Source organism: Streptomyces sp. NPDC059718 (genome assembly GCF_042733315.1).
GTDB lineage: Bacteria > Actinomycetota > Actinomycetes > Streptomycetales > Streptomycetaceae > Actinacidiphila.
Genome location: NZ_JBHWGA010000057.1, coordinates 40,645 through 60,285 on the forward strand (window position 1 = coordinate 40,645; position 19,641 = coordinate 60,285).

General features: G+C 68.2%; 16 protein-coding genes and 1 pseudogene. 4 read left to right on the forward strand and 13 right to left on the reverse strand.

The window, feature by feature from the left end; all coding sequences use genetic code 11:
- Positions 1-120: 120 nt before the first annotated feature.
- The 5 genes from ACFV3E_RS39900 to ACFV3E_RS39920 form a co-directional block, all read right to left on the reverse strand.
- Positions 121-2,328, reverse strand: coding sequence for an alpha-L-rhamnosidase C-terminal domain-containing protein (locus tag ACFV3E_RS39900; protein ID WP_500540412.1), 2,208 nt, complete (start codon positions 2,326-2,328; stop codon positions 121-123).
- Between the two features lie 159 nt (positions 2,329-2,487).
- Positions 2,488-3,750: an ABC transporter substrate-binding protein gene (locus tag ACFV3E_RS39905; RefSeq protein WP_500540414.1), complete on the reverse strand. Its 1,263-nt coding sequence runs from the start codon at positions 3,748-3,750 to the stop codon at positions 2,488-2,490.
- Between the two features lie 27 nt (positions 3,751-3,777).
- Complete coding sequence (locus ACFV3E_RS39910) at positions 3,778-6,516, reverse strand: alpha-L-rhamnosidase (RefSeq protein WP_500540416.1); 2,739 nt, start codon at positions 6,514-6,516, stop codon at positions 3,778-3,780.
- On the reverse strand, positions 6,513-7,334 hold the full coding sequence (locus tag ACFV3E_RS39915) for a carbohydrate ABC transporter permease (RefSeq protein ID WP_500540418.1): 822 nt from the start codon (positions 7,332-7,334) through the stop codon (positions 6,513-6,515). The genes ACFV3E_RS39910 and ACFV3E_RS39915 overlap by 4 nt, the downstream gene beginning before the upstream one ends.
- On the reverse strand, positions 7,331-8,278 hold the full coding sequence (locus ACFV3E_RS39920; RefSeq protein ID WP_500540420.1) for a carbohydrate ABC transporter permease: 948 nt from the start codon (positions 8,276-8,278) through the stop codon (positions 7,331-7,333). The genes ACFV3E_RS39915 and ACFV3E_RS39920 overlap by 4 nt, the downstream gene beginning before the upstream one ends.
- A 261-nt stretch (positions 8,279-8,539) precedes the next feature.
- Here ACFV3E_RS39920 and ACFV3E_RS39925 point away from each other — a divergent pair, with 261 nt between their 5' ends.
- Complete coding sequence (locus tag ACFV3E_RS39925; protein ID WP_500540422.1) at positions 8,540-9,577, forward strand: LacI family DNA-binding transcriptional regulator; 1,038 nt, start codon at positions 8,540-8,542, stop codon at positions 9,575-9,577.
- A gap of 161 nt (positions 9,578-9,738) precedes the next feature.
- On the opposite strand, the gene ACFV3E_RS39930 is transcribed toward ACFV3E_RS39925, so the two are convergent.
- A complete protein-coding gene (locus ACFV3E_RS39930; RefSeq protein WP_500540424.1) occupies positions 9,739-10,146 on the reverse strand; it encodes a hypothetical protein in 408 nt (135 codons plus the stop codon).
- A 607-nt stretch (positions 10,147-10,753) separates the two neighbouring features.
- On the opposite strand from ACFV3E_RS39930, the gene ACFV3E_RS39935 reads away from it, so the two are divergent.
- Complete coding sequence (locus ACFV3E_RS39935) at positions 10,754-11,326, forward strand: GNAT family N-acetyltransferase (RefSeq protein ID WP_500540426.1); 573 nt, start codon at positions 10,754-10,756, stop codon at positions 11,324-11,326.
- A gap of 423 nt (positions 11,327-11,749) precedes the next feature.
- Here ACFV3E_RS39935 and ACFV3E_RS39940 read toward each other — a convergent pair whose 3' ends face one another.
- The 5 genes from ACFV3E_RS39940 to ACFV3E_RS39960 form a co-directional block, all read right to left on the reverse strand.
- Entirely contained in the window at positions 11,750-12,115 is a 366-nt protein-coding gene (locus ACFV3E_RS39940; protein WP_500540428.1) for a hypothetical protein, read from the reverse strand.
- 34 nt (positions 12,116-12,149) lie between these two features.
- Positions 12,150-12,350: a type II toxin-antitoxin system Phd/YefM family antitoxin gene (locus tag ACFV3E_RS39945; protein ID WP_500540430.1), complete on the reverse strand. Its 201-nt coding sequence runs from the start codon at positions 12,348-12,350 to the stop codon at positions 12,150-12,152.
- A 406-nt stretch (positions 12,351-12,756) separates the two neighbouring features.
- Complete coding sequence (locus tag ACFV3E_RS39950; RefSeq protein ID WP_500540432.1) at positions 12,757-14,721, reverse strand: SpoIIE family protein phosphatase; 1,965 nt, start codon at positions 14,719-14,721, stop codon at positions 12,757-12,759.
- Between the two features lie 668 nt (positions 14,722-15,389).
- Positions 15,390-16,868, reverse strand: a complete 1,479-nt coding sequence (locus ACFV3E_RS39955) for a dihydrolipoyl dehydrogenase family protein (protein ID WP_500540434.1) — start codon at positions 16,866-16,868, stop codon at positions 15,390-15,392.
- A 97-nt stretch (positions 16,869-16,965) separates the two neighbouring features.
- The gene (locus ACFV3E_RS39960; protein ID WP_500540436.1) at positions 16,966-17,097 is read right to left on the reverse strand and encodes a hypothetical protein; all 132 of its coding nucleotides are present in this window, start codon (positions 17,095-17,097) and stop codon (positions 16,966-16,968) included.
- Between the two features lie 914 nt (positions 17,098-18,011).
- Between ACFV3E_RS39960 and msrB the strand changes: the two genes are divergently transcribed.
- Positions 18,012-18,473: a peptide-methionine (R)-S-oxide reductase MsrB gene (msrB, locus tag ACFV3E_RS39965; RefSeq protein WP_500540438.1), complete on the forward strand. Its 462-nt coding sequence runs from the start codon at positions 18,012-18,014 to the stop codon at positions 18,471-18,473.
- Positions 18,474-18,764: 291 nt separating this feature from the next.
- Positions 18,765-19,082: a hypothetical protein gene (locus ACFV3E_RS39970; RefSeq protein WP_500540440.1), complete on the forward strand. Its 318-nt coding sequence runs from the start codon at positions 18,765-18,767 to the stop codon at positions 19,080-19,082.
- A gap of 127 nt (positions 19,083-19,209) precedes the next feature.
- On the opposite strand, the gene ACFV3E_RS39975 is transcribed toward ACFV3E_RS39970, so the two are convergent.
- Together ACFV3E_RS39975 and ACFV3E_RS39980 are read right to left on the reverse strand one after the other, a co-directional pair.
- Positions 19,210-19,353, reverse strand: coding sequence for a hypothetical protein (locus ACFV3E_RS39975; RefSeq protein WP_500540442.1), 144 nt, complete (start codon positions 19,351-19,353; stop codon positions 19,210-19,212).
- Between the two features lie 93 nt (positions 19,354-19,446).
- Positions 19,447-19,641, reverse strand: a pseudogene (locus tag ACFV3E_RS39980) (NADP-dependent oxidoreductase); the annotation flags it as partial.

Here is a 19,641-nt window from a genome sequence, read left to right on the forward strand (position 1 = left end):
CGGCCGCTGGCTGACGTGATGAGGCGGGCCAAGTCGGCGGCCGGCTTGGCTTGATGCAGAACACGGCGGGGGGCCTGGTCCCCGCCCGCGGGGAGGCGCGGAGACCAGGCCGATCATGGGTCAGCTGCGGCTGACGGTGATGTCGTACGTGCCGCCGGGGACGGTGAGCTGGGCGTAGCCGTCGGTGACGGTGCCCTGGTAGGCGTTGCAGCTTCCCGCCGTGCACACGGTGCGGCCGTTGATCTTGACGGTGGACTTGCCGGTGACCGGGACGGCGATCGTGCCGGTGGTGTTGCGGGGCGTGCTGGCGTGGAGGGTGAACTTCGAGGCGTTGGCCTTCGACTGCCAGTTCACCGCGATGTCGCCGTACTGGGTCGGGACGGAGCCTTGGGCCCACTTGAGGTTGCCGGTGTGGGGCTTGATGCTCCAGGTGGCGTAGCCGGCGTTGACCGGGGTGACGCCGAGGACCTGTTCGGTGAGCTGGACGGTCGGGGAGGCGGCCCAGCCGTGGGCGAGGCTGGCGGTGGCTCGGTTGACGCCGCCGTCGTTGTTCTTGAACTCCCAGAACGCGCCCGTGTAGAGGGGGTCGTTCTTGTCGACCATCGGTCCCCAGGTGCGGCGCATCAGGTCGAAGGCGCCGCCCGCGTCACCGACGGTGAAGCGGCCTGCGGTCTCCATGCCGTTGCCGAAGGGTTCGATGGTGTGGCCGGTCGGGTCGACCAGGCCGGGGCCCATGATCGCGCCGTGCGGGGTCCACAGCGTCTTCAGCGCGTTGAGCACACTGTCACGTCGGTCGGCGGGGACGAAGCCGTACTGAAGGGCCAGGGCGTTGGCGTCCTCGACGAGCACGTCGGGGTGGTCGATGCTCTGGCCGTAGGCGCCCAGCTGCGGGTTCCACAGCTTGGCGTTGACGGCTTCCTTGATCTGGTCGGCCTTGGCGTCGTGCTCGCCGGCGATGGTGGCGGAGCCGACCTGCCGCTCCAGCCAGGCCATCTCCTTGAGGAGGATGTAGTAGTCGATGCTGTACTTGGTGACCTCGCCGGTCTGACTGGCCTGCCAGTAGTCGCGGTCGTTGGACGCCACGAGGTGGTTGGCGGTCAGGGACTTGTCGTTGTAGGCGAGTTCGGCGCGCAGGGCGGGCAGGATCTTGGTGATGTAGTCCTTGTCACCGGTGTACCGGTAGTAGTCGATGGCGGCGCGTGCGCCGTAGCCGGAGTAGTTGTTGGAGTAGAACAGCGGAGAGCCGGCGGGGTTGCTGCCCTTGCGGAAGTCGGGTGAGCCGGGGATGGCTCCGTCGGCGCGCTGGGTGGCGAGCAGTACGTCGATCGAGGACTTGACGTAGCTGGCGCCTTCGTCGCCGAGGGTGCTGATCGCGGTCGGTCCCTGGACGAGCAGGTCGCCGGTCCAGATGCTGCGGTCGCGCTTGGCGCCGTCGTAGATCCGCTTGTCCGCCAGGCCGTTCAGCCCGGCGGGCTTGAGGTTCAGCTGCAGCGTGTAGGCACCGGAGTACCACATCTTGTTGAGCTGGTCGTCGTCGGACAGGAACCAGCCCTTGTAGTCGGCGGGGGTGGCCCGGACGCCCTGGAAGTCCACGCCGGCGGCGGAGATGGAGATGCTGCCGGGCGAGGTCAGGGTGAGCAGGGCGAAGCGGAAGCCGGGGTGGTAGTTGGCGGAGAGCCGGCCTGTGGCGGTGGGCTGCAGGGTGTCGATGCCGCCGACGCCCGCCAGCCCGCGGGACTCGTCCGAACTGGGCGCGCCCGGGGCGCTGACCGCCGCGGTCTGGGCGGGAACGTCTCCGGTCAGGGCGGGCTTGAAGGAGATGGTCTTGGCAGCGGCGTCGAAGGCGGTGACCGTGCGGGTCTGCGCGGTCGTACCGGTGCCGAAGGTGATCGTGTTGCCGGCCTCGAGGTTCGCCGTCGAGGCGACGGTCACCTGCGTGGCCCCCGAGGCTGCAACGGCCGAGACGGTGGTCGAGGCGGGCGTGCGGATGTAGCGGCGCGCCTCGGAGGCCGCCAGTGACAGCGTCGGATTGCCTTCGAGGGCGGTGACGTCGAAGTAGGGGGTTCCTGCGATGTCCTTGCCGAAGTCCAGGAGGACCGATGCCGGGGCGCCGCCGGCGACCGTGGTCAGGGTCGTTGCCTTCGGCTTGCCCTTGTCCTTGCCGTTCACCAGGGTCTTGGCGTGGGTGACGTCGCCCCGGGTTTCGACGTCGGCCGGCTTGACCTGGGGGCTGGACGGGGCCAGAACGTAGGAGTGCCAGTCAGGGTGCTTCGGCGTCGACGCCTCGGCCTGAACCCCGACCGAGCCCACGGTCGCGAGGACTGCCACGGCCACGACGAGGCGAGAGCGCCTCAGGCCGCGGGAGGTGCCGCCAAACTCCGGGCTGAATCGTTTCAACATGAGGGTGTGATCTCCCTTGAAAGAGGTGTTCAGAAAAGGTGCGCCCGAACGGCCGGGGCGGAGCCGTCGCCCCGGCCGGGGTCGGTGTCAGGAGCCGGACGTGTAGTCGGCGTCCATGGCCTGGAGAACCTTGTCCGGGGTGGACTGGGCGCTGAAGATCTCCTGCAGGCCGCTGAGCATGGTCTGCTGCACCTTGGGGTTGGGCCAGAGCTGGTCCATGAAGGGCACGGTCCGGTCGTCGTTGACGAACGTGGACAGCTCGGCCAGCGACGCGTCGGGGGTGAAGCCGGTGTCCGGCCGGGTCGGAAGGCCGCCTTGCGTCTTGACGAAGAGGTTCATGCCCTCGGGCGACATGACGAAGTCGACGAACTTCAGTGCGAGGTCCCTGTTCTTGGCCTTGGCGTTGACTCCGTAGCCGGTGCCCCCCGCGGCGGGCATGAAGAACTCCGAGGGGGTGTCGGTGGCCGGCAGTGCCTTGAGGGTGAACTTTCCGTTGGGGTTCTTGCCCTTGAGCAGGGCGATGACCCAGTTGCCCTGGACGATGCCGAGGGTCTTGCCGGTGGCGGCGAGTTCCTGGCTGGCCTCGTAGCTGGTCCCCAGCGGGTCCTTCTGGAAGCAGCCGGCCTTGTCCATCTGCTGGTACTTGGCCATGGCCGTAGTCCACGGCGAGTCCGCGAAGGTGGCCTGGCCTGCCTGCATCTTCGTATCGAAGTCGGGATCGGGGCCGTAGACGGTGGTGGCGGCCAGGGCGTACAGCACGATCTGGGTGACCCAGTTGTCCTGGATACCCAGAGCGAAGGCAGGGGTGCCCTTGGCCTTCGCGTCCTTGCAGAAGCCGAGCAGTTCGGTCCAGGTACCGGGCGGGGTGAGGCCCGCCTTGTCCAGGGCGTCCTGGTTGTAGACCGCGCCGATGCCGTTGAGCCCGAAGACCCCGTTGTAGGTCTTCCCCTCGTACTGGGACACGGTCTTGACCGCATCGGGCAGCTTGGAGGCCCACGGCCGGTCCGACAGATCGAGGAGGTAACCGGGCTTGGCCAGCACATAGGTGGCCGCCGGGTTGCCGTTGCCCGGCCAGACCGACATCACATCCGGACCGGTGCCGGAGGCCAGCTTGGTGCGGATCTGCTGCTGGTACTGGTCGGCACTGCTGACGGTGAGGCGCACGTCGATGCCGGGGTTGGCCTTCTCGAAGGCCTTGACGACAGGCTCGATGGACCCCTGGTCCTGCGAGGCGATCGTCAAGGTGGTGGAGGAGCTACCGCCCGCGGCGTTGGTACCGCCGCTACAGGCTGTCAGCAGGCCGGCAGCCGTCACTGCCGCTATCGCGGCGGACAGTCTGGTTCTGATCATGGTGTCTCCCGCGGGAAGTGGCGGCGATCACGAAGGGACCGGTGAAGTCAGCTCCGGGGCAACGGCGCTGATGACGTAGTGGCCGGATGCCAGTCGCAGGGCGGCTCCGGCCGGATGCGGTTCGACGGCGAGAACGCCCGGCCGGCCGGACGCGGGCGCTCCGCCTTCCCGGACGCTGCCGGGGTCGGGCGTGGGCATGTGCAGCGTGGCGGTGGCGCCGGGAGGAACGGTGCAGGTCACCGTGAGCAGCCCGTCGGCCAGGTTCCATCCGCAGGTGACGTGTCCGCGTGCGGTGTCCTGTTCGGCGCGGGCCCAGGTGAGCCGGCCTCCGGGCTGAGGGCGCAGGAGCAGTTCGCTGTAGGCGACCGAGGAGGGTGTCTGGTCGATGCCGGCGACGCGGCCGAAGAGCCAGTCGCCGATGCTGCCCAGGCTGTAGTGGTTGAAGGAGTTCATCGCGGCGGACTGGAATCCGCCGTGATCGGTCCACCCGTCCCAGCGTTCCCAGATGGTGGTGGCGCCGTGGCGGATCGAGTGTCCCCAGGAGGGGTATTCGTCCTGGTGGAGCAGGGCGTAGGCGAGGTCGGCCCGGCCGTGGTCGGTCAGGACCGGGCAGAGCAGGGCGGTGCCGACGAAGCCGGTGGTCAAGGTGGTGTTCCGCTTGTCGATGTCGGCGGCCAGGTGGCCGACGGCGGCTTCGACGAGAGGTTCGGGCAGGAGACGGAACGCCAGGGCGAGCAGGTATCCGGTCTGAGTGCCTCCTTCGATGCTCCCGTCGTCGTGGACGTAGGAGTCGATGAAGGCCGTGCGGATGTCGGCGTGCAGCTTTCGGTAGTGCGCTGCTTCCGGTGCGCGGCCCAGGACTTCGGCGGCGTCGGCGACGATCCGGGTGCTGTGGGCGAAGTACGCGGTCGCCAGCACATCGCGCGGGGTGGTGACGCCGACTTGCAGCCAGTCGCCGTAGGAGTTCCCGGTCCGGTGCCGCCAGCGGAGGTCGGGGTTGTGGCGGCGGATGTGTTCCACCCATGCGGCCATCGCGTCGAAGGAGCTTTCCAGTGCGCGCAGGTCGCCGTAGGTGCGCCACAGGTGCCAGGGGACGATCACGCCGGCGTCGCCCCAAGCCGGTGCGGCCTCACGGTCGAGGGTCATGACGGGGGCGACGTCCCGGAAGGCGCCGTCGTCGTCCTGTCCGTCGAGCACGTCGCGCATCCAGCGGGCGAAGAAAGCCGAGACGTCGGCGTTGCGGCTCGCGGTCGGGGCGAAGATCTGGGCGTCGGCGAGCCAGCCGAGGCGTTCGTCGCGTTGCGGGCAGTCGGTGGGGACGGCGAGGAAGTTGCCCCGCTGTCCCCAGGCGATGTTGAACTGCAGCTGGTTGACCGTGGGGTCGGAGCACTCGAAGGTGCCGGTCCACGGTGTGTCGTTGTGCAGGACGAGGGCGCTCACGTCGGCGGCGGCCAACTCGCCGGGGTAGTGGTCGATCTCTGCGTACCGGAAGCCGTGGAAGGTGAACTGCGGCTCGAAGATCTCGGTGCCGGTGCCGCCGGTGATGTAGATGTCGGTGGCCTGGGCGCGGCGGAGGTTGTCCAGGTACAGCTCGCCGTCGTCGAGGACTTCGGCGTGGCGCAGGACGATCCGCTGTCCCCGCTCGGCGTTGCGGATGGTCAGCTGGACGCGTCCGACCAGGTTCTGCCCGAAGTCCACGATGTACCGGCCGGGGCCGCGGTGGTGGACGGCGGTTGCCGGCAGATGGCGGGTGACGCGGATGGGGTGGTCGGGCTCGGCGACCAGCGTTCCGGGGTCGGCGTCGAGGACGGCGGCCGGGCGGAAGCCCGCGGGGTCGGGGCCGGGTGCGTCCCAGCCGGGGGTGTGGCGGCGGGCGTCGACGGTCTGGCCCATGAGCAGGTCGGCGGAGCGGATCGCGCCGTGCGCTTCGGTCCATTCGGGTCCGGTGGCGACCACCTGGCGGGAGCCGTCGGCGAAGTCCAGGACCAGCTGGGCGAGGAAGGCGGGGCGGTCACCGTAGTGTTGTGCGGCGCGGCGCGGGTCGAAGCCGACGTATCCGCTCCACCAGCCGTCGGCGACGATGGCGGCCAGGACGTTGGGGCCCTCGGTGACCAGGTCGGTGACGTCGTAGGTCTGGTACTGGAGCCGGCGATGGTATTCGGTCCAGCCCGGTGGCAGTTCGGTGTCGCCGACTCGGGAGCCGTTCAAGCGCGGCTCGTACACGCCGCGCGCGGTGGCGTACAGGCGGGCCCGCACGGGCCGGCTGGGTGCCTGGAAGGTTCGTCGCAGTTGCAGGGGCGGTGACTGCAGTGCCGAGCCTTCGGGGTCGTCGTCCTCGGGCGGATCGTAGTGGGGAAGGTTGACCAGGTCCCGGCCCACCCACTGGACGGTCCAGTCGTCCCGGTGCAGCAGGCCGGTCTCGAACCAGGACTGCGCGATGCCCCCGCGGGCTCCGGTCTCGTCCCAGACCTCGACGCGCCAGTGGTAGCGCGTGGCGGAGGTCAGGGCGGGCCCGTCCCAGCCGATGAGCAAGGTGTCCGACGAGGCGCGACGGCCGCTGTCCCACAGCAGACGGCTCGGGTTGTTCAGATCGGCGGAGCGCCTCACGACGGTGATGCGGTAGGCACTCTGGGCTGCCGCGCGGCGGCGGCTGTGGAGTTTCCAGGACAGTCTCGGGTGCCGCTCCCCCATCCCGAGGGGTTCGGTGCGCTGCTCTGTCTGCAGTGCGTAGGGGGTGAGGAGCTGCGGGTTCACTGCGTCGGTCATCCCTTCAGCCCTCCGGCGAAGCCGCTGATGATGCTGCGTTGCAGCGCGAAGTAGACGGCCAGGACGGGCACGATGCTGATCGCCAGGGCGGCGAAGACGAGGTTCCAGTCGGTGACGTACTGGCCGAAGAAGCCGGCGATCGCCACGGGCAGGGTCTGCTGGGTGCTGCCGCTGAGGTACAGCAGCGGGGTGAAGAAGTCGTTCCACACCGCGACGACGTTGAGGACGAGCGCGGTCATGGTGATCGGCTTGAGCATGGGCAGCACCACGTGGCGGAAGCTCTGTGTCGGTGTGCAGCCGTCGATGAGCGCGGCGTCCTCGAAGTCGTGGGGCAGGGCGCGCAGGAATCCGGTGTAGAGGAAGGTGGTGAAGGGGACCTGCAGGCCGGAGTAGAACAGGATCAGTGCCCAGGGGGTGCCCAGCAGGTGCAGGTCGCGCATCGTCTGGTAGAGCGGCAGCGCGGCGAGCTGGAAGGGCAGGATCAGTCCGAGCATCACCAGCAGGAACAGTCCGCGTGACCAGCGTGCGGTCGACCGGGCCAGCGGGTACGCGGCGAACGATGACACGGCCAGGATGACGATCACGCTGCCGGCGGTGACCAGCACGCTGTTCAGCAATGCGCCGCCCAGTCCGCCTTGCTGCCATGCCTGCGTGAAGTTGTCGAAGGTGGGCGAGGTGGTCGGCCGGATCGGCGAGGAGGTGTCCGAGACCGGCCGCACCGCCAGGTTGACCAGGACGTAGACCGGGAAGGCGACCACCAGGGCGACGGCGATCATGGCCAGCTCGAGCGCGAGGGTGCGCTTGCGGTAGCGGTTCACGAGGCGGCCCTCTCTCCGCGGGCCAGCACCACGTACTGCCCGGTTGACGCCACCGCCACAATGATCGTGAGGACGACCGCGAGAGCGATGCTGTATCCGAACTCGCCCAGGGTGAAGGCGTCTTTGTAGATCAGGGTGGACAGCGTGTCGGTGGCGTGGCCCGGGCCTCCGCCGGTCAGGGCGTAGACCTGGTCGAAGAGCTTGATCCCACCGATGATCGACAGCATCAGGTTGATGGTGAACGCCGGTGCCAGCAGCGGGCGGGTGATCGACCAGAACCGGCGGATCGGTCCGGCGCCGTCGATGTCGGCCGCCTCGTGGATCTCCTTCGGCACCGACTGCAGCCCGGCCAGGAAGATGACCATGGAGTAGCCGCAGAACTGCCACACGATGACCCCCACGACCGACCACAGGGCCAGTTGCGGGTCACCGAGCCAGTCCTGTCTGAGGGAGCCCAGGCCGACCGCACCGAGAAGGCTGTTGACGGCGCCGCTGGGGCCGAGCAGGTTGCGCCACAGGTAGGCGGTCACGATCGGGGTGATCACGGCGGGCGCGAAGAGCAGCACCCGAAGCACGTTGCGGGTCTTGATGAGACTGTTGACCCCCAGTGCCAGCAGGAGCCCGAACACGTTCTGGATGACGGTGACCAACACCGCGATCAGCACGGTGTGCCAGATGGCCTGCACCGCGTCCGGGTCCTCCAGCAGACCGGTGAAGTTGTCGAAGCCGACGAAGGAGAAGTTCGGGTCCAACCCGTCCCAGTCGGTGAAGGCGTAGTACACACCCCGGGCGCTGGGCACCAGGACGACGAAGGCGAACAGCAACATCGCCGGGACGGCGAACCACCACGGGGAGGTGGCGCGGCGCCGGCCGGGCAGGCGCCCGGGGCGTCTGGGGACGACAGCGGCCGGTGGCGGCAGCGGATCGCGCGAGGTAGCAGGCACTGGCGACGCCCCCCTTCTTAAACGTTTCAATCCGATGGGTAACGTTTCCCAAAACGTGCGACAGACCCTAGGGAGGGGGGCGACGTAACGTCAAGATGTCGGACGCGATGCACCGCAGTTGCCGAAGCCCGGGCAGGGTCTCTTCTGCTATGAGCTGCGGGAAAGTGCTGCTGAGCGGTACGGTTCGGCGACGGGAACCGCCCAGGTGTGCGATCTCATGCACTGGGCAACGTTTCCCACATGTGTCCTGGAGGGAGTCAGATGGAACCGCCCGCGCAGCCCAAGCGCGTCACGATCGTCGACGTCGCGCGGCATGCCCAGGTGTCCACGACCGCGGTGTCCAAGGTGCTGCGCAACGCCTACGGGACCAGCCCCCAGATGCGCGCGAGGGTCCGTCAGGCGATCGACGACCTCGGATACCGCCCCTACGCCGCGGCCCGGGGCATGCGCGGCCAGACCTACACGGTCGGCGTGATGCTGCCCGACATCCGCAACCCCTTCTTCCCCGAGATCCTCGACGGGATCACCGACGCCCTGTGGGACACCGACTACCAGGTCCTCATGGCCCCGGGACGCAACGGCGAGGAAGCGGAAGCCAAAGTCACCGAGGCCATGATCGACCGCGGAATGGACGGCATGATCCTCGTCGCACCCGTCTCATCGCGTCCCCACCTCGAGCGGGTCGCCGGCATGGTCCCGACCGTGGTCGTCGGCCGGCACGGCCAGTCCGCCGCCTACGACACCGTCTCCGACGACGACCTCGCTGGAGCCGCCCTCATCGTCGACCACCTCGCCGACCTCGGACACCGCCGCATCGCGCACATCGAGCACGACGAGACCGACCCCCGCCGCATCGCGGAGATGCCCAACGCCATCCGCGCCGACGGCTACCGGCGTGCCATGCGGGCCCGCGGCCTCGAAACCGAGATCAACATCGTCTCCACCACCTACACCCAGCAGGGCGGCTACCTCGGCGCACAGCAACTGCTCGCCCGCACCCCACGGCCCACCGCCATCTTCGCCGGCGCGGACATCGTTGCCATGGGCGTCCTCCAAGCCGTCTCCGAAGCCGGACTCAAAGTCCCCGACGACATCTCCATCGCCGGCTACGACAACACCACCTTCGCCGCCCTCGGCCCCATCTCACTGACCAGCGTCGACCAAGCCGGACGACACATCGGCACCAACGCCGCCCAACTCCTCATCGACCGCATCACCGACCGCACACGCCCCACCGCCCAGATCAAGTTCTCCCCCACCCTCGTCCCCCGCCACACCACCGCTCCCCCGCCCGACTGACCCACCCGCACTCCACCCGCCCCGCCACCGTTGCCCCAACTCATGGAGGCGGCCGGTGCACCGGCCGTTGAGAATCGCGACGATCGACACGCGGCCGGCGAGTTCGATCACGTGATCTTTGGACGGCGCTCGGGCGAGGTGGATGCTCGGAAGGTCGAGGCTCAAGGAGGAGGCATCGGCCGACCGAGGGTTTCTCGCCCGGCATACATGAACAGCCGGAGCTTTTCTTGAGCGTCATTGAAGTGGACGTCGATTCGCTCATTCATCTCCGCAGCGGCCCCCGGGGCCAGCCCTCCCGAAGAGGCGACCGTTTCATGTCTTTCCGCACAGTTCAATAGATCGCGCAGGCTGGCAATGCAGTCGTGGGCCCTATCAAACACCTCATCAGGCCCCTGCAGCCCCACGCCGTATGAAGCCACCACGGCGACTCTGTGCGCCTTCCGTCCCTCCATCCGCAGGCCGGCTACGCGCTCCGGCTCAAGAGGCACTTGAACGCAAGCCCTGTGGTAGTCAAGGGCCGCCCCCCGCGCCGTCAGAACCTTGCTGGCGAACTCCTGGTAGATCGCCATTCTGTGATCTCTGCTCCACCGGTGGTGCTCCAAACGGAGGTCAAGTTCCCGTTGGCCCGCTTGCCTGTGAGACTGCCGTTCTTCATGCCGTTCCAGAGCTTGCTGTTTCGCCCGTTCCGAGCGGAGGGCCAGGAACCCGGTAAGGCCACTTCCGATCAAGGTTCCGAGGATTCCTGTAAGTGAGAGAAGCAGCGAGTCCGCCATACTTCATGTTTGCGTCAGATGTCAGGCCGTTACGCCCGTGCAGCTGCTCGGCAACGCGTCGGAGGAGGCCGTGATCAGAAGGTTGGCCTGGCGGCCGAAGGGCTGATGTACTCCTTCGCGGATGTGTCCGTCTCCTCTTCCTCTCGGCAACGCTCGCGGAGAAGGACATCGACGTCGGCGAGCATGCGGACGGTACGGGGTTCCAGCCCCGAGAGAAGACGAAGGTTGTGGCTGGTCAACGTCCCCCGGGGGGCGCCACGGCCGCCGTTTACTCGCCATGCCGGCGAGGGACTGCGGACTCGCCGCCCATGCGGCGCGTTCGGCGTCACCGGGACGTACGCGCCCCCGACCGTCCGGGTAAACGGATCGTCGAGGGCGAGCGTGACGCGACAGGATGCTCCGCATGACATTGCCCACCCCCGAGCTGCACACCGCTCGCCTGCGACTGCGGCCGTTCACCGACGCCGACGCGGCGCCGCTCTACGCGCTGCACAGCAGCACCCACGTGCTGCGTTACTGGGACTCCCCGCCGTGGACCGAACCGGCCCGCGCCCAGCGCTTCATCGCGACCTGCCGGACGATCGAGGAGGAAGGCACGGGAGCCCGGGTGGCCGTCGACCGCATCTGCGACGGCGCGTTCATCGGCTGGTGCGGCCTGACCAGATGGAACCCGGACTTCCGCAGCGCGTCCCTGGGCTACGTCTTCGGCGCCGCCGCGTGGGGCCACGGCTACGCCACGGAGACCGCGCACGCCGTCCTGCGGTGGGCGTTCGACACCCTGGACCTGAACCGCGTCCAGGCCGAGACCGACACCCGCAACCTGGCGTCCGCCCGGGTCCTGGACAAGCTCGGCTTCGTCCGCGAAGGCACCCTCCGCGAGGACTGCGTCGTCAACGGCGACGTCTCCGACTCCTGGGTCTTCGGCCTCCTCCGCCGCGAGTGGCACCCGACGAGCACGCCGACGGCCGGCCGATAGGACCCGAGACTTGCCGGCTTTTCAGTCCACAACCTCCACCGAGGTCACCGTGACTCGCTCCGGCGAGCTCAACGACTTGGCTTGCCCCACCGATCCCGACCATCCGCACCGCTGGAGCATGGAGCGGCAACATTCTCATCTGTGTACTCGGGTGCTGTCGCTTCTCGTGCACATCGAACACGCTGCGGCCCGGGTGCCTTCCGAAGCACTGAACAATTGCTGTCGTCACCGGTGAACGAAGCCACCACGCACCTCTGGCACTGTTCGCCCGTGTCCCCGGGCAAGTGCCCCGGCCTCGCATGGACAGGGCATTATCCAAACCGGCCTCTCTCCTTCGGCGTACCACTGGGCCGGTGCCCGGGGAGTCCTGACGCGCCTCTGCCGTCCAGTCCATCTGCCAGGGCGGGTGGGGAAGGTCGTCCGTCACTGGCCGGGCTTGACCGTGGCTGCTTCACGCCGCAGGCGGCTGTACTCGGCCAGGAGACCGGCCGACTCCTCGGGATCCTCGCACTTCGCGGCGCGAGCTTCGAGGTCGTTCAGGCGTGCGGCAAGACGGGGGTCGCGGGCGATGGCGTACTGGGTCCACCACAGGCGCATGAACGCGGGCACAGGGGTGAGGTTGAAAGCGTCCCCGATCACCCGGCGCCAGTGGGCCTCGAAGTCCGGCAGGAGGTGCGGGGCGTGATCCTGAATGGCCAGACGCAGAGCTTGCGGAGTCTGTTCGGGCATCGGTGGCACCCGGGGCTTGTCTCCCCCGGATCCGTCCACATACACAGGCTGGGCGGTCATGGTGTGGGGGCTCCCGGTCTTCCTGCCTGGCGCTTTAGGTCGCGTCCTGGCCGACGTCGGAGGCCGGCTGCTGTGCGGCGCGCTGCTGCTGCTCAAACCACTCGGCGGGCACCAGGTAGGCGACGGTCTTGCCCTTGCGGGTGATCGCGGCGGCCTCACCCGCGATACGGGTGCGGTCGAGGATCTCGCCCATGGCCTTGCGGAGGTCGATTGTCGTGTACGTCCTCGTCTCCATGCTCACCACACTACCCGAACTATCATAGTTGTGATACTTGCCGTTTCCGGACCCGCCGGCCCCCCACCCCGCACCCGCCGTGACCAACGGTGGTTGCAGCCAGCGACGACAGCCGCGCCGATCGGGCGCGGGTGCCTGAGGTTCGCGGGCGGCGTCTTGGACCGGAGCTACAGGGTCCCTACCGGAAGGACCGACCCCAGGGACTTGCGGGAACACGGACTGTGCAGGGCGAGCCGTTCCGGGACCGAATGCGCATCGGCATCCCGCACACGAATGCAGCCCCGCCCCCTACCCCGACAATGTCGAGCTGCTCTGGGGAGGGCCGCCGCCATCAGGCGCATGGTTGCGCTGCCGAAAGATCGGGACAAGGATGCGCAGGGAGTTCGAGCGGTAGTTGCGGGTGCCGTCACGCGCGCCGGATGATCAGCACAGCCGCGTCGTCGATGTGGTCTACCGCAACCATGGCGTCGAGGATTCGATCAGCGGTCTCCTCGGCGTTCAACCCATCGTGGGCGGCTTGCGCCGCCAGCGTCGCGACTCGCTCCAGCCCGGCTTCCAGCGTCAAACTCGGGCCTTCGACCACGCCGTCGGTAACCATGATCAGCGCGGCATTCTTGTCCAGGGTGAAAGTTCCCTCGCGGTAGACAGCGTCGGGTAGGACTCCGAGCACCGGGCCGCCCGGCAATTCACGGATACTGTGGCTGCCGTCGTCGTATGCGTACAGCAACGGCACATGGCCCGCGCTGGAACCCGTGACCTGTCCGTCGCAAGGGTCGATATGCAACATGGTGCAGCTGGCAAATCGCGCCGCGTCCATCGTGATGAGCAGCTCGTTCGCGCGCGTCAGCACGGTTGCAGGGTCCGGTTCGCAGGCGGCGATGGCGCGCATGGAGGCACGCACCTGTCCCATGGCTGCGGCGGCGTTCACGTCGTGCCCCTGGGCGTCGCCGATCTCGAAGGCGACCGCGCCGTCGGGCACGACGAAGGCGTCGTACCAGTCTCCGCCTATATCCAGCCCGTCCCGGCTCGGTCGGTAACGGGCGGTGACTTCCAGGCCCGGGAGGTGCTTCGGCAGCGTCGGAAGCATGGTCTCTTGGAGCGCCACTGCCAACTCCACTCGAGCTTCTCGAGACCTGACGCGCCTCAGCGCCTGGCCCGCAAGGTCGGCCAGGGTGCTCATGAGGGCGCGCTCATCCGGAGACGAGCGATGCTCGCCGTCGTAGGTCACTGCCCAGCCCCCGAGCGGCTCACCGCCGACCGGGCTGAGGGAGGTGATCGAGACGGCGCAGCCGGATTCGAGCTGCTCGAAGTACGGCACCATGGCTCCGTGCGGCCAGCGGCGTGTGTACTCCTCCTGGTTGCGCATGAACTGTGGCTTGCCCGTTCGGATCGCATAGGGCAGTGGGCTCGGATCCTCCAGCGACACGCCGTTTACGGCGGCCACCAGCATCGGTATCCCGGCATCAGAGGAGACGCACAGGCGGCCTTCGGCAACGAGCGCCAACGCGGCGCCGGTGCCACCAAAGGTCGCGGCGAGGCGTGTCAGGAGGACCTGCTGTACCTCCCGCTCTGTGGCCGCAGTGATCAATGCGGAGGAAAAGGCCGTTATCTCGGCAGCTCGCTGTCGTGCAGCACTCAGCGCGACCAAGGCTTTGCGTCGGCGTGCTTCCCGCTTGGTGTCGTCGCGGATCACCCCGAAGACCCGCAGAGGGCCGCCATACCCCAGCTGGACTCTACGGGTCTGGCAAGCCAGAAGGTGCCAGCCATCACGCTCGGTGAAGAACCTCAACGTGATCCAGGGGGACTGGGCGGCGGTCGAACGCACGAGCCGCCGTAGAGCCGCCCGATCATCAGGGTGGACTCGCCGAACCACGCTGTACACCGATACGGAGGCCTCCGGGAACAGCATTGCCAAGGCGGGTGCGCCACCTAGCCACTCCAGCTGCTGCTCCTGGGGTGAATACATGCACACACCGAGGTTGGCGGCCTTGGCCGCCAACCGGAACGGGATCACAAGACTGCCCAGGTCGTTCCCCGCGTTCAACGAGTGCACCCACAGCAGTTTCTCGCCGTCCGCAGGATCCCTCGTCAGTCGCGCCTCGACCAGGCAGACCAGCCGTGCTGCACCCGGCCCAGGGAACTCCAGCACCCGCATCACGACGGTCATCGTCGTGGCGGCGTGGGTCACGAGGCTTTCGACCGCAGTCAGCTGGCTTTCGGGCAACAGATCACCCAAGTTGCGACCCACGCACTGCTCCGCCGGCCTGTCCAGTACCTTTGCCATGGCCGCGTTGAGGCTGTGGATGGCACCGTCCAAGGTCAAGAGAGCCGAGGGGGTAGCCCTTCGGAGGAGATGGTCCGAGGCGTCCATCAGTGGCTCCCTGACACTTAGCGAAACCGCTTCTTCACCCATTTTCGCGCATTTTGCTCCATGATCTCAGCAAACGGATTCTCCGACGGCGAACGTCGCGCAGCGACGTCAGGGAAAGACCTGCCGGGAGCGCGGCGTTACCGTGCCGTTTTCGGCGGGAGGCCGCGGCCGACAAGCTCATCAAGGTGGCCGAGCACCTCGTCGGTGGCAGATCGAGCGGCGAGACGTTTCTGGTCCGCGGTATGCAGCCGGCAACCGTCGCGGCAGTCCTCGGGATGCGGCCTCAGGATTGGATGGCGCTCGTCCGCGGATGCGCTCAATTGAGCACGATCTTCTTGCCGCCCGCCCGTCCGGCGGACATCCTGGGGAAGGCGGCTGTGCCGTCCCGCCACGGCGGCGGTTCCGACTCCTGCCGGCCGTGTTGGCCACTGCGGCATCCACGATCGACCGGGACGCCGCCCGCATCCTGCTGCCCACGGCAAAGAAGCACTTCCGGCGGCTGGTTCGGGTCTGGCACTACGGGGGACGCCGACCACCTCACCGACGGACCACCCGGCACCTCGCAGTTGTCCTCGACATCGTCTGTCCCAGCGGCGACACCCAAGGCTTCCAAGTCCTGCCCCGCCGCTGGGTCGTCGAGGTCCGACAAGCACAGTGAACACCGCCGGTCATCCGTTAAGTCGACACACCTTCTCCTGATCGCTCTGGTAGGCGGCGAGGAGAAAGAGCCAGACCTCGCTGACGGTCGGGAAGGGTGCGATCGCGTGCCTGAGTCGTTTGAGCGGGATCTCGCCGGCGACCGCGATGGTTGCCGAGTGCAGGAGCTCGCTGACGCCGGGGCCGACAAAGGTCGCTCCGACGAGGACTTCCCGGTCGAGGTCGACGACCAGCCTGGCGTGGCCCTGGTAGCCGTCGGCGTAGAGCTTGGCGCCCTGGACGGCGTTGAAATCGAGGTCGACGGTCTTGATGCGGTACCCGGCGCGCTCCGCCTGCTCGGCGCTCAGGCCCACCGCGGCCGCCTCGGGGTCGCTGAAGAACACCTGGGGTACGGCGTGCTGGTCGGCGGTGGTGGCGTGGTCGCCCCAGGGCGTGTCGTCCAGCGGGCGACCGGCGGCGCGGGCACCGATCGCGTCGCCGGCAGTCCGGGCTTGGTATTTGCCCTGATGGGTGAGCAGCGCACGATGGTTGACGTCGCCAAGGGCGTACAGCCAGTCGCCGTCGACCCCCTGCACCAGACAGGTGGTGTCCACATCGAGCCAGGATCCGGGGGTGAGACCGACCGTGTCCAGGCCGATATCGTCAGTTACAGGCGTGCGGCCGGTGGCGCACAAGACCTCGTCGGCCTCCAGCTGGCCGCCGTCGTCGAGGGTGAGGGTGACCGGCCCCTGCGGGTCCGGGCGGCGCAGGGCGGTCACCTGGACACCGATCCGCACATCCGCGCCCGCCTCTCTCAATCCCTGAGCGACCAGTTCGCCGGCGAAGGGTTCCATGCGGGGGATCAAGCGGCGCCGGACGAGCAGTGTGACCTGGGAGCCGAGGCCCTGCCAGAGAGTGGCCATCTCGATGCCGACTCCGCCGCCGCCGATAACCGCGAGGCGAGTGGGGACGCTGCTGGATTCGGTGACCTGCCGGCTCGTCCAGGGACGGGCCTCGGCGATGCCCAGGATGTCGGGCAACGCCGGCCGGCTGCCGGTGGCGATGGCCACCGCGTGCCGTGCCATGAGGGTCTGCCGGACGCCGTCGTCACGGGTGACGCTGACTCGTCTGGGCCCGTCGAGACGGCCGTGGCCACGGAAGAGGTCGGCTCCGATGGACCTGAGGAACAGAGCCTGTCTGGTGTCGTCCCAGTCGTGGACGGAGCGGTTGCGGCGAGCGAAGACGCCATCGGCGTCGACCCGACCGGTGACAGCCTGCCGGGCACCGTCGACGCGACAGGCGTCGGCGAGCGCGATGACCGGCCGCAGCAGCGCCTTACTGGGCACGCACGCCCAGTACGCGCAGTCACCGCCGACCAGTTCCCGTTCCACCACCGCTACGGAGAGACCGGCGGCACGGGCGCGGTCGGCGACGTTCGCACCGGCCGGGCCGGCACCCAGCACGACCACGTCGTAACGCGCGCCTGCCTGGGTTTCGCGCGATTCGCTCATGTTCTTCCTCGCATTCCTAGGAGTGTCTGATGACGGTCGAGGGCGTGGTGATACTGCCCGTCGGGCCCGGGTCGGTCGGGCCTGGTGGGGCCGTCGGTCAGGCGCGGGCGTGCGGGGTGACGAGCGGCCATTCGGTCTTGGTGTTGGCGAGGAAATGGCGGTAGTTGGTGAGGATGTTCAACGCGGGATTGCCTAGGAGCTCGGCGATCTCGGTGCCGGTGACGCCCATGGCCCGGGCGGCTTTGAGCTGTGTCTCGCCGATGCGGCCGCGGGCAATGTGTGGGCCAGGGACAGCAATGTGGCGGTGCGGGTCGGCGGATTCCGCGTGGCGGGCAGTTCAGCTGCGCCGACCGTGGTGACGCCCGCCCCTATGCAGGTGTGGGCGGACAGGCAGTAGGTGCAATTGTGGTCCTCTGCGGTGGCGATCGCCATCCGCTCCCGGACGGGGGCCGGGATCACGGTCCCCGGTCCGCCGTGTGAGCGGCACCCTCGCAACGATCACGCGCATCCGGCCGCTCTCGTCGCCGGGAAGCGCACAGTTCCGGCGGGGAGACACACTCCTCCCGTCCGGCACCTCACAGACGCGTCTCCTGCCGTAGCCTCAGTGTGGACGGGCGTCGAGGCGTGGTGGATAGCGTTCGTGACCATCTCCCTGGCGATCAGCACTGTTCCGAGCTGGACGCCCTCGCGTGGATCCACGCGTCCCGTTGGCGCTGCAAGAGGTCCCACGAGGTGCCGACGACAGCAATCATTCGCGATGGCCCGGACCGGCAGGTGGTCGGGACCCAGCGTCTTGGTGCACGCCACGTCCTGCCAGGCCGTCGCCGGACGCGTCGGCGCCAGGAGGACCCCCGCCGCGTGTAAGCATGCGTCCGCATCCGTGCCCGGCCTGTCGAAGGCGGCTGGCAACGCAGCGTCGCCGCGAGGGCCGGCGGCACGAGCCATGGAGGCGGGTCGGGCAACCCTTCCTCGTCACTGAGGGGAGGCAGCCGGGCTCGCGACCGTCGGCCGCACGGACCAGGTTGCGGTGGCACAGACAGACCGTTGACGTGGTGGTCAGAAGCTCCGACACGGTAAGAGTCCGGGTGATGCATGACGCGAATAGGGCAGAAGAGACACTCCAGCACCGTCTGGGAGGTAGGCATGCCGGAGTACAGCAAGAGCCCACAGCGCATCTCACAGCTCACCGACCTGCAATACCGTGTGACCCAGCGAGGCGAGACGGAGCCCCCGTTCTCCAACGACTACTGGGACAACAGGGCGCCTGGTATCTATGTGGACATCGTGTCCGGGGAGCCCCTCTTCGCCTCGGTCGACAAGTACGACAGCAGGACCGGCTGGCCCAGCTTCACAAGGCCGCTGAGGTCAGGCCACGTCGTCGAGAAGCCCGACACCAGCCACGGCATGGTCCGTGTCGAAGTACGGTCGGCTGAAGGCGACAGCCACCTCGGGCACCTGTTCCCGGACGGGCCTCGCGACCACGGAGGGCTGCGGTACTGCATCAACTCCGCCTCGCTGCGCTTCATCCCCCTGGAGGTTCTGGAGCAGGAGGGCTACGGCCAGTACCTGAGCGTCTTCGAAACGACGGAAGAGGACGCCGCCTAGAGCCGATGAGCGGCAACCAGGGCGGGGCCCCGGAGCCCGAACGGCACGGCTCGCCCCGTCTTGCGGCTCGGGCCCGGTAGGCCCTAGCCAATACCCGTGTACAGCACTACGGAAAGCGCTCATGTGCTGCAGCGCCCAAGAGGTCGAATCACCTCCTCGGAGCGGAGCTGGCCAAGACGATCCCCTCCAATGGGGTCATCTTCCGCCGCACTGAGCCAGACGACGCCCGCTGGACCGTACGAGCAACGGCACCGTCGGGCCCGGGAGAAGGACCGCACAGTGACCAGGAACATGGACATCCTGCACCCGGAAGACGGCGCGATCGTGCCGCCTGACCAGATCCCCACCGCTGTCACCGCAGGCCGCCTGGCCTACGGCGACGGCACGACCCAGACCTTCCGACCCGACGGAAGCACCTCCTACTTCGAGGCGGGACGCCAGACGGAGGGCACTTGGTCTGTCGATAACAATGGCCGCTTCTGCTCCTTCTGGCCGCCCTCCTACCGAGCGTCCTACGATCTTCGATGGGTGGTGGATGGGAGCGCAGTCGTCGGCCTTCGGTTCTCCGACCTGAGGAGCGGTACCAGCTTCGACGGCCGTTTCCAGTAGCCCCAGGTTCCGCGAGTTCGGGAACAACAGCCGAGCCGATGCTGCCGCTGGCTCCAGTGACGAAAACGCGCGTGGAACAGTCCAGATGGGTGTTGCGATGCTGCGTCGCAGGATGGATGTAGCGGGGTCAGGCGTGGCGGTTGTAGGTGCGTGGGTCCGCGAGTTGCTTGGACTTGAGAAGCCCGCCGACCCATGTGGTAGCCCGCGGGGTGATGTCGTTGTATTGCTCACGCAGGGCTGTGGCGTCGTCCGGATCGGCTTTCAGGGGCATGTGCAGGTTCGGGTCCTTGTGCCGGTCGGTGCCCGATGGCCGTGGCGTAGATCAGGACCATGACCTGCCGCTCGGGCGGTGGCCGCCCACCACCTACGGGAGGACGCGGATGACCGTCTTCCCGAGGCGCCGGGTGGTTGGGTTGAGGGCGCCGACGGCATCGTCGAGGCTCGCGACGTCACCGATGTTGGTCCGCAGTCGTCCGTCCCGCACCCGCTGCACGATCTCACCGAGTTCGGCGCGATCGGCTTCGACGACGAAGTCCACGGCCAGGCCGTCAGCGGGCCG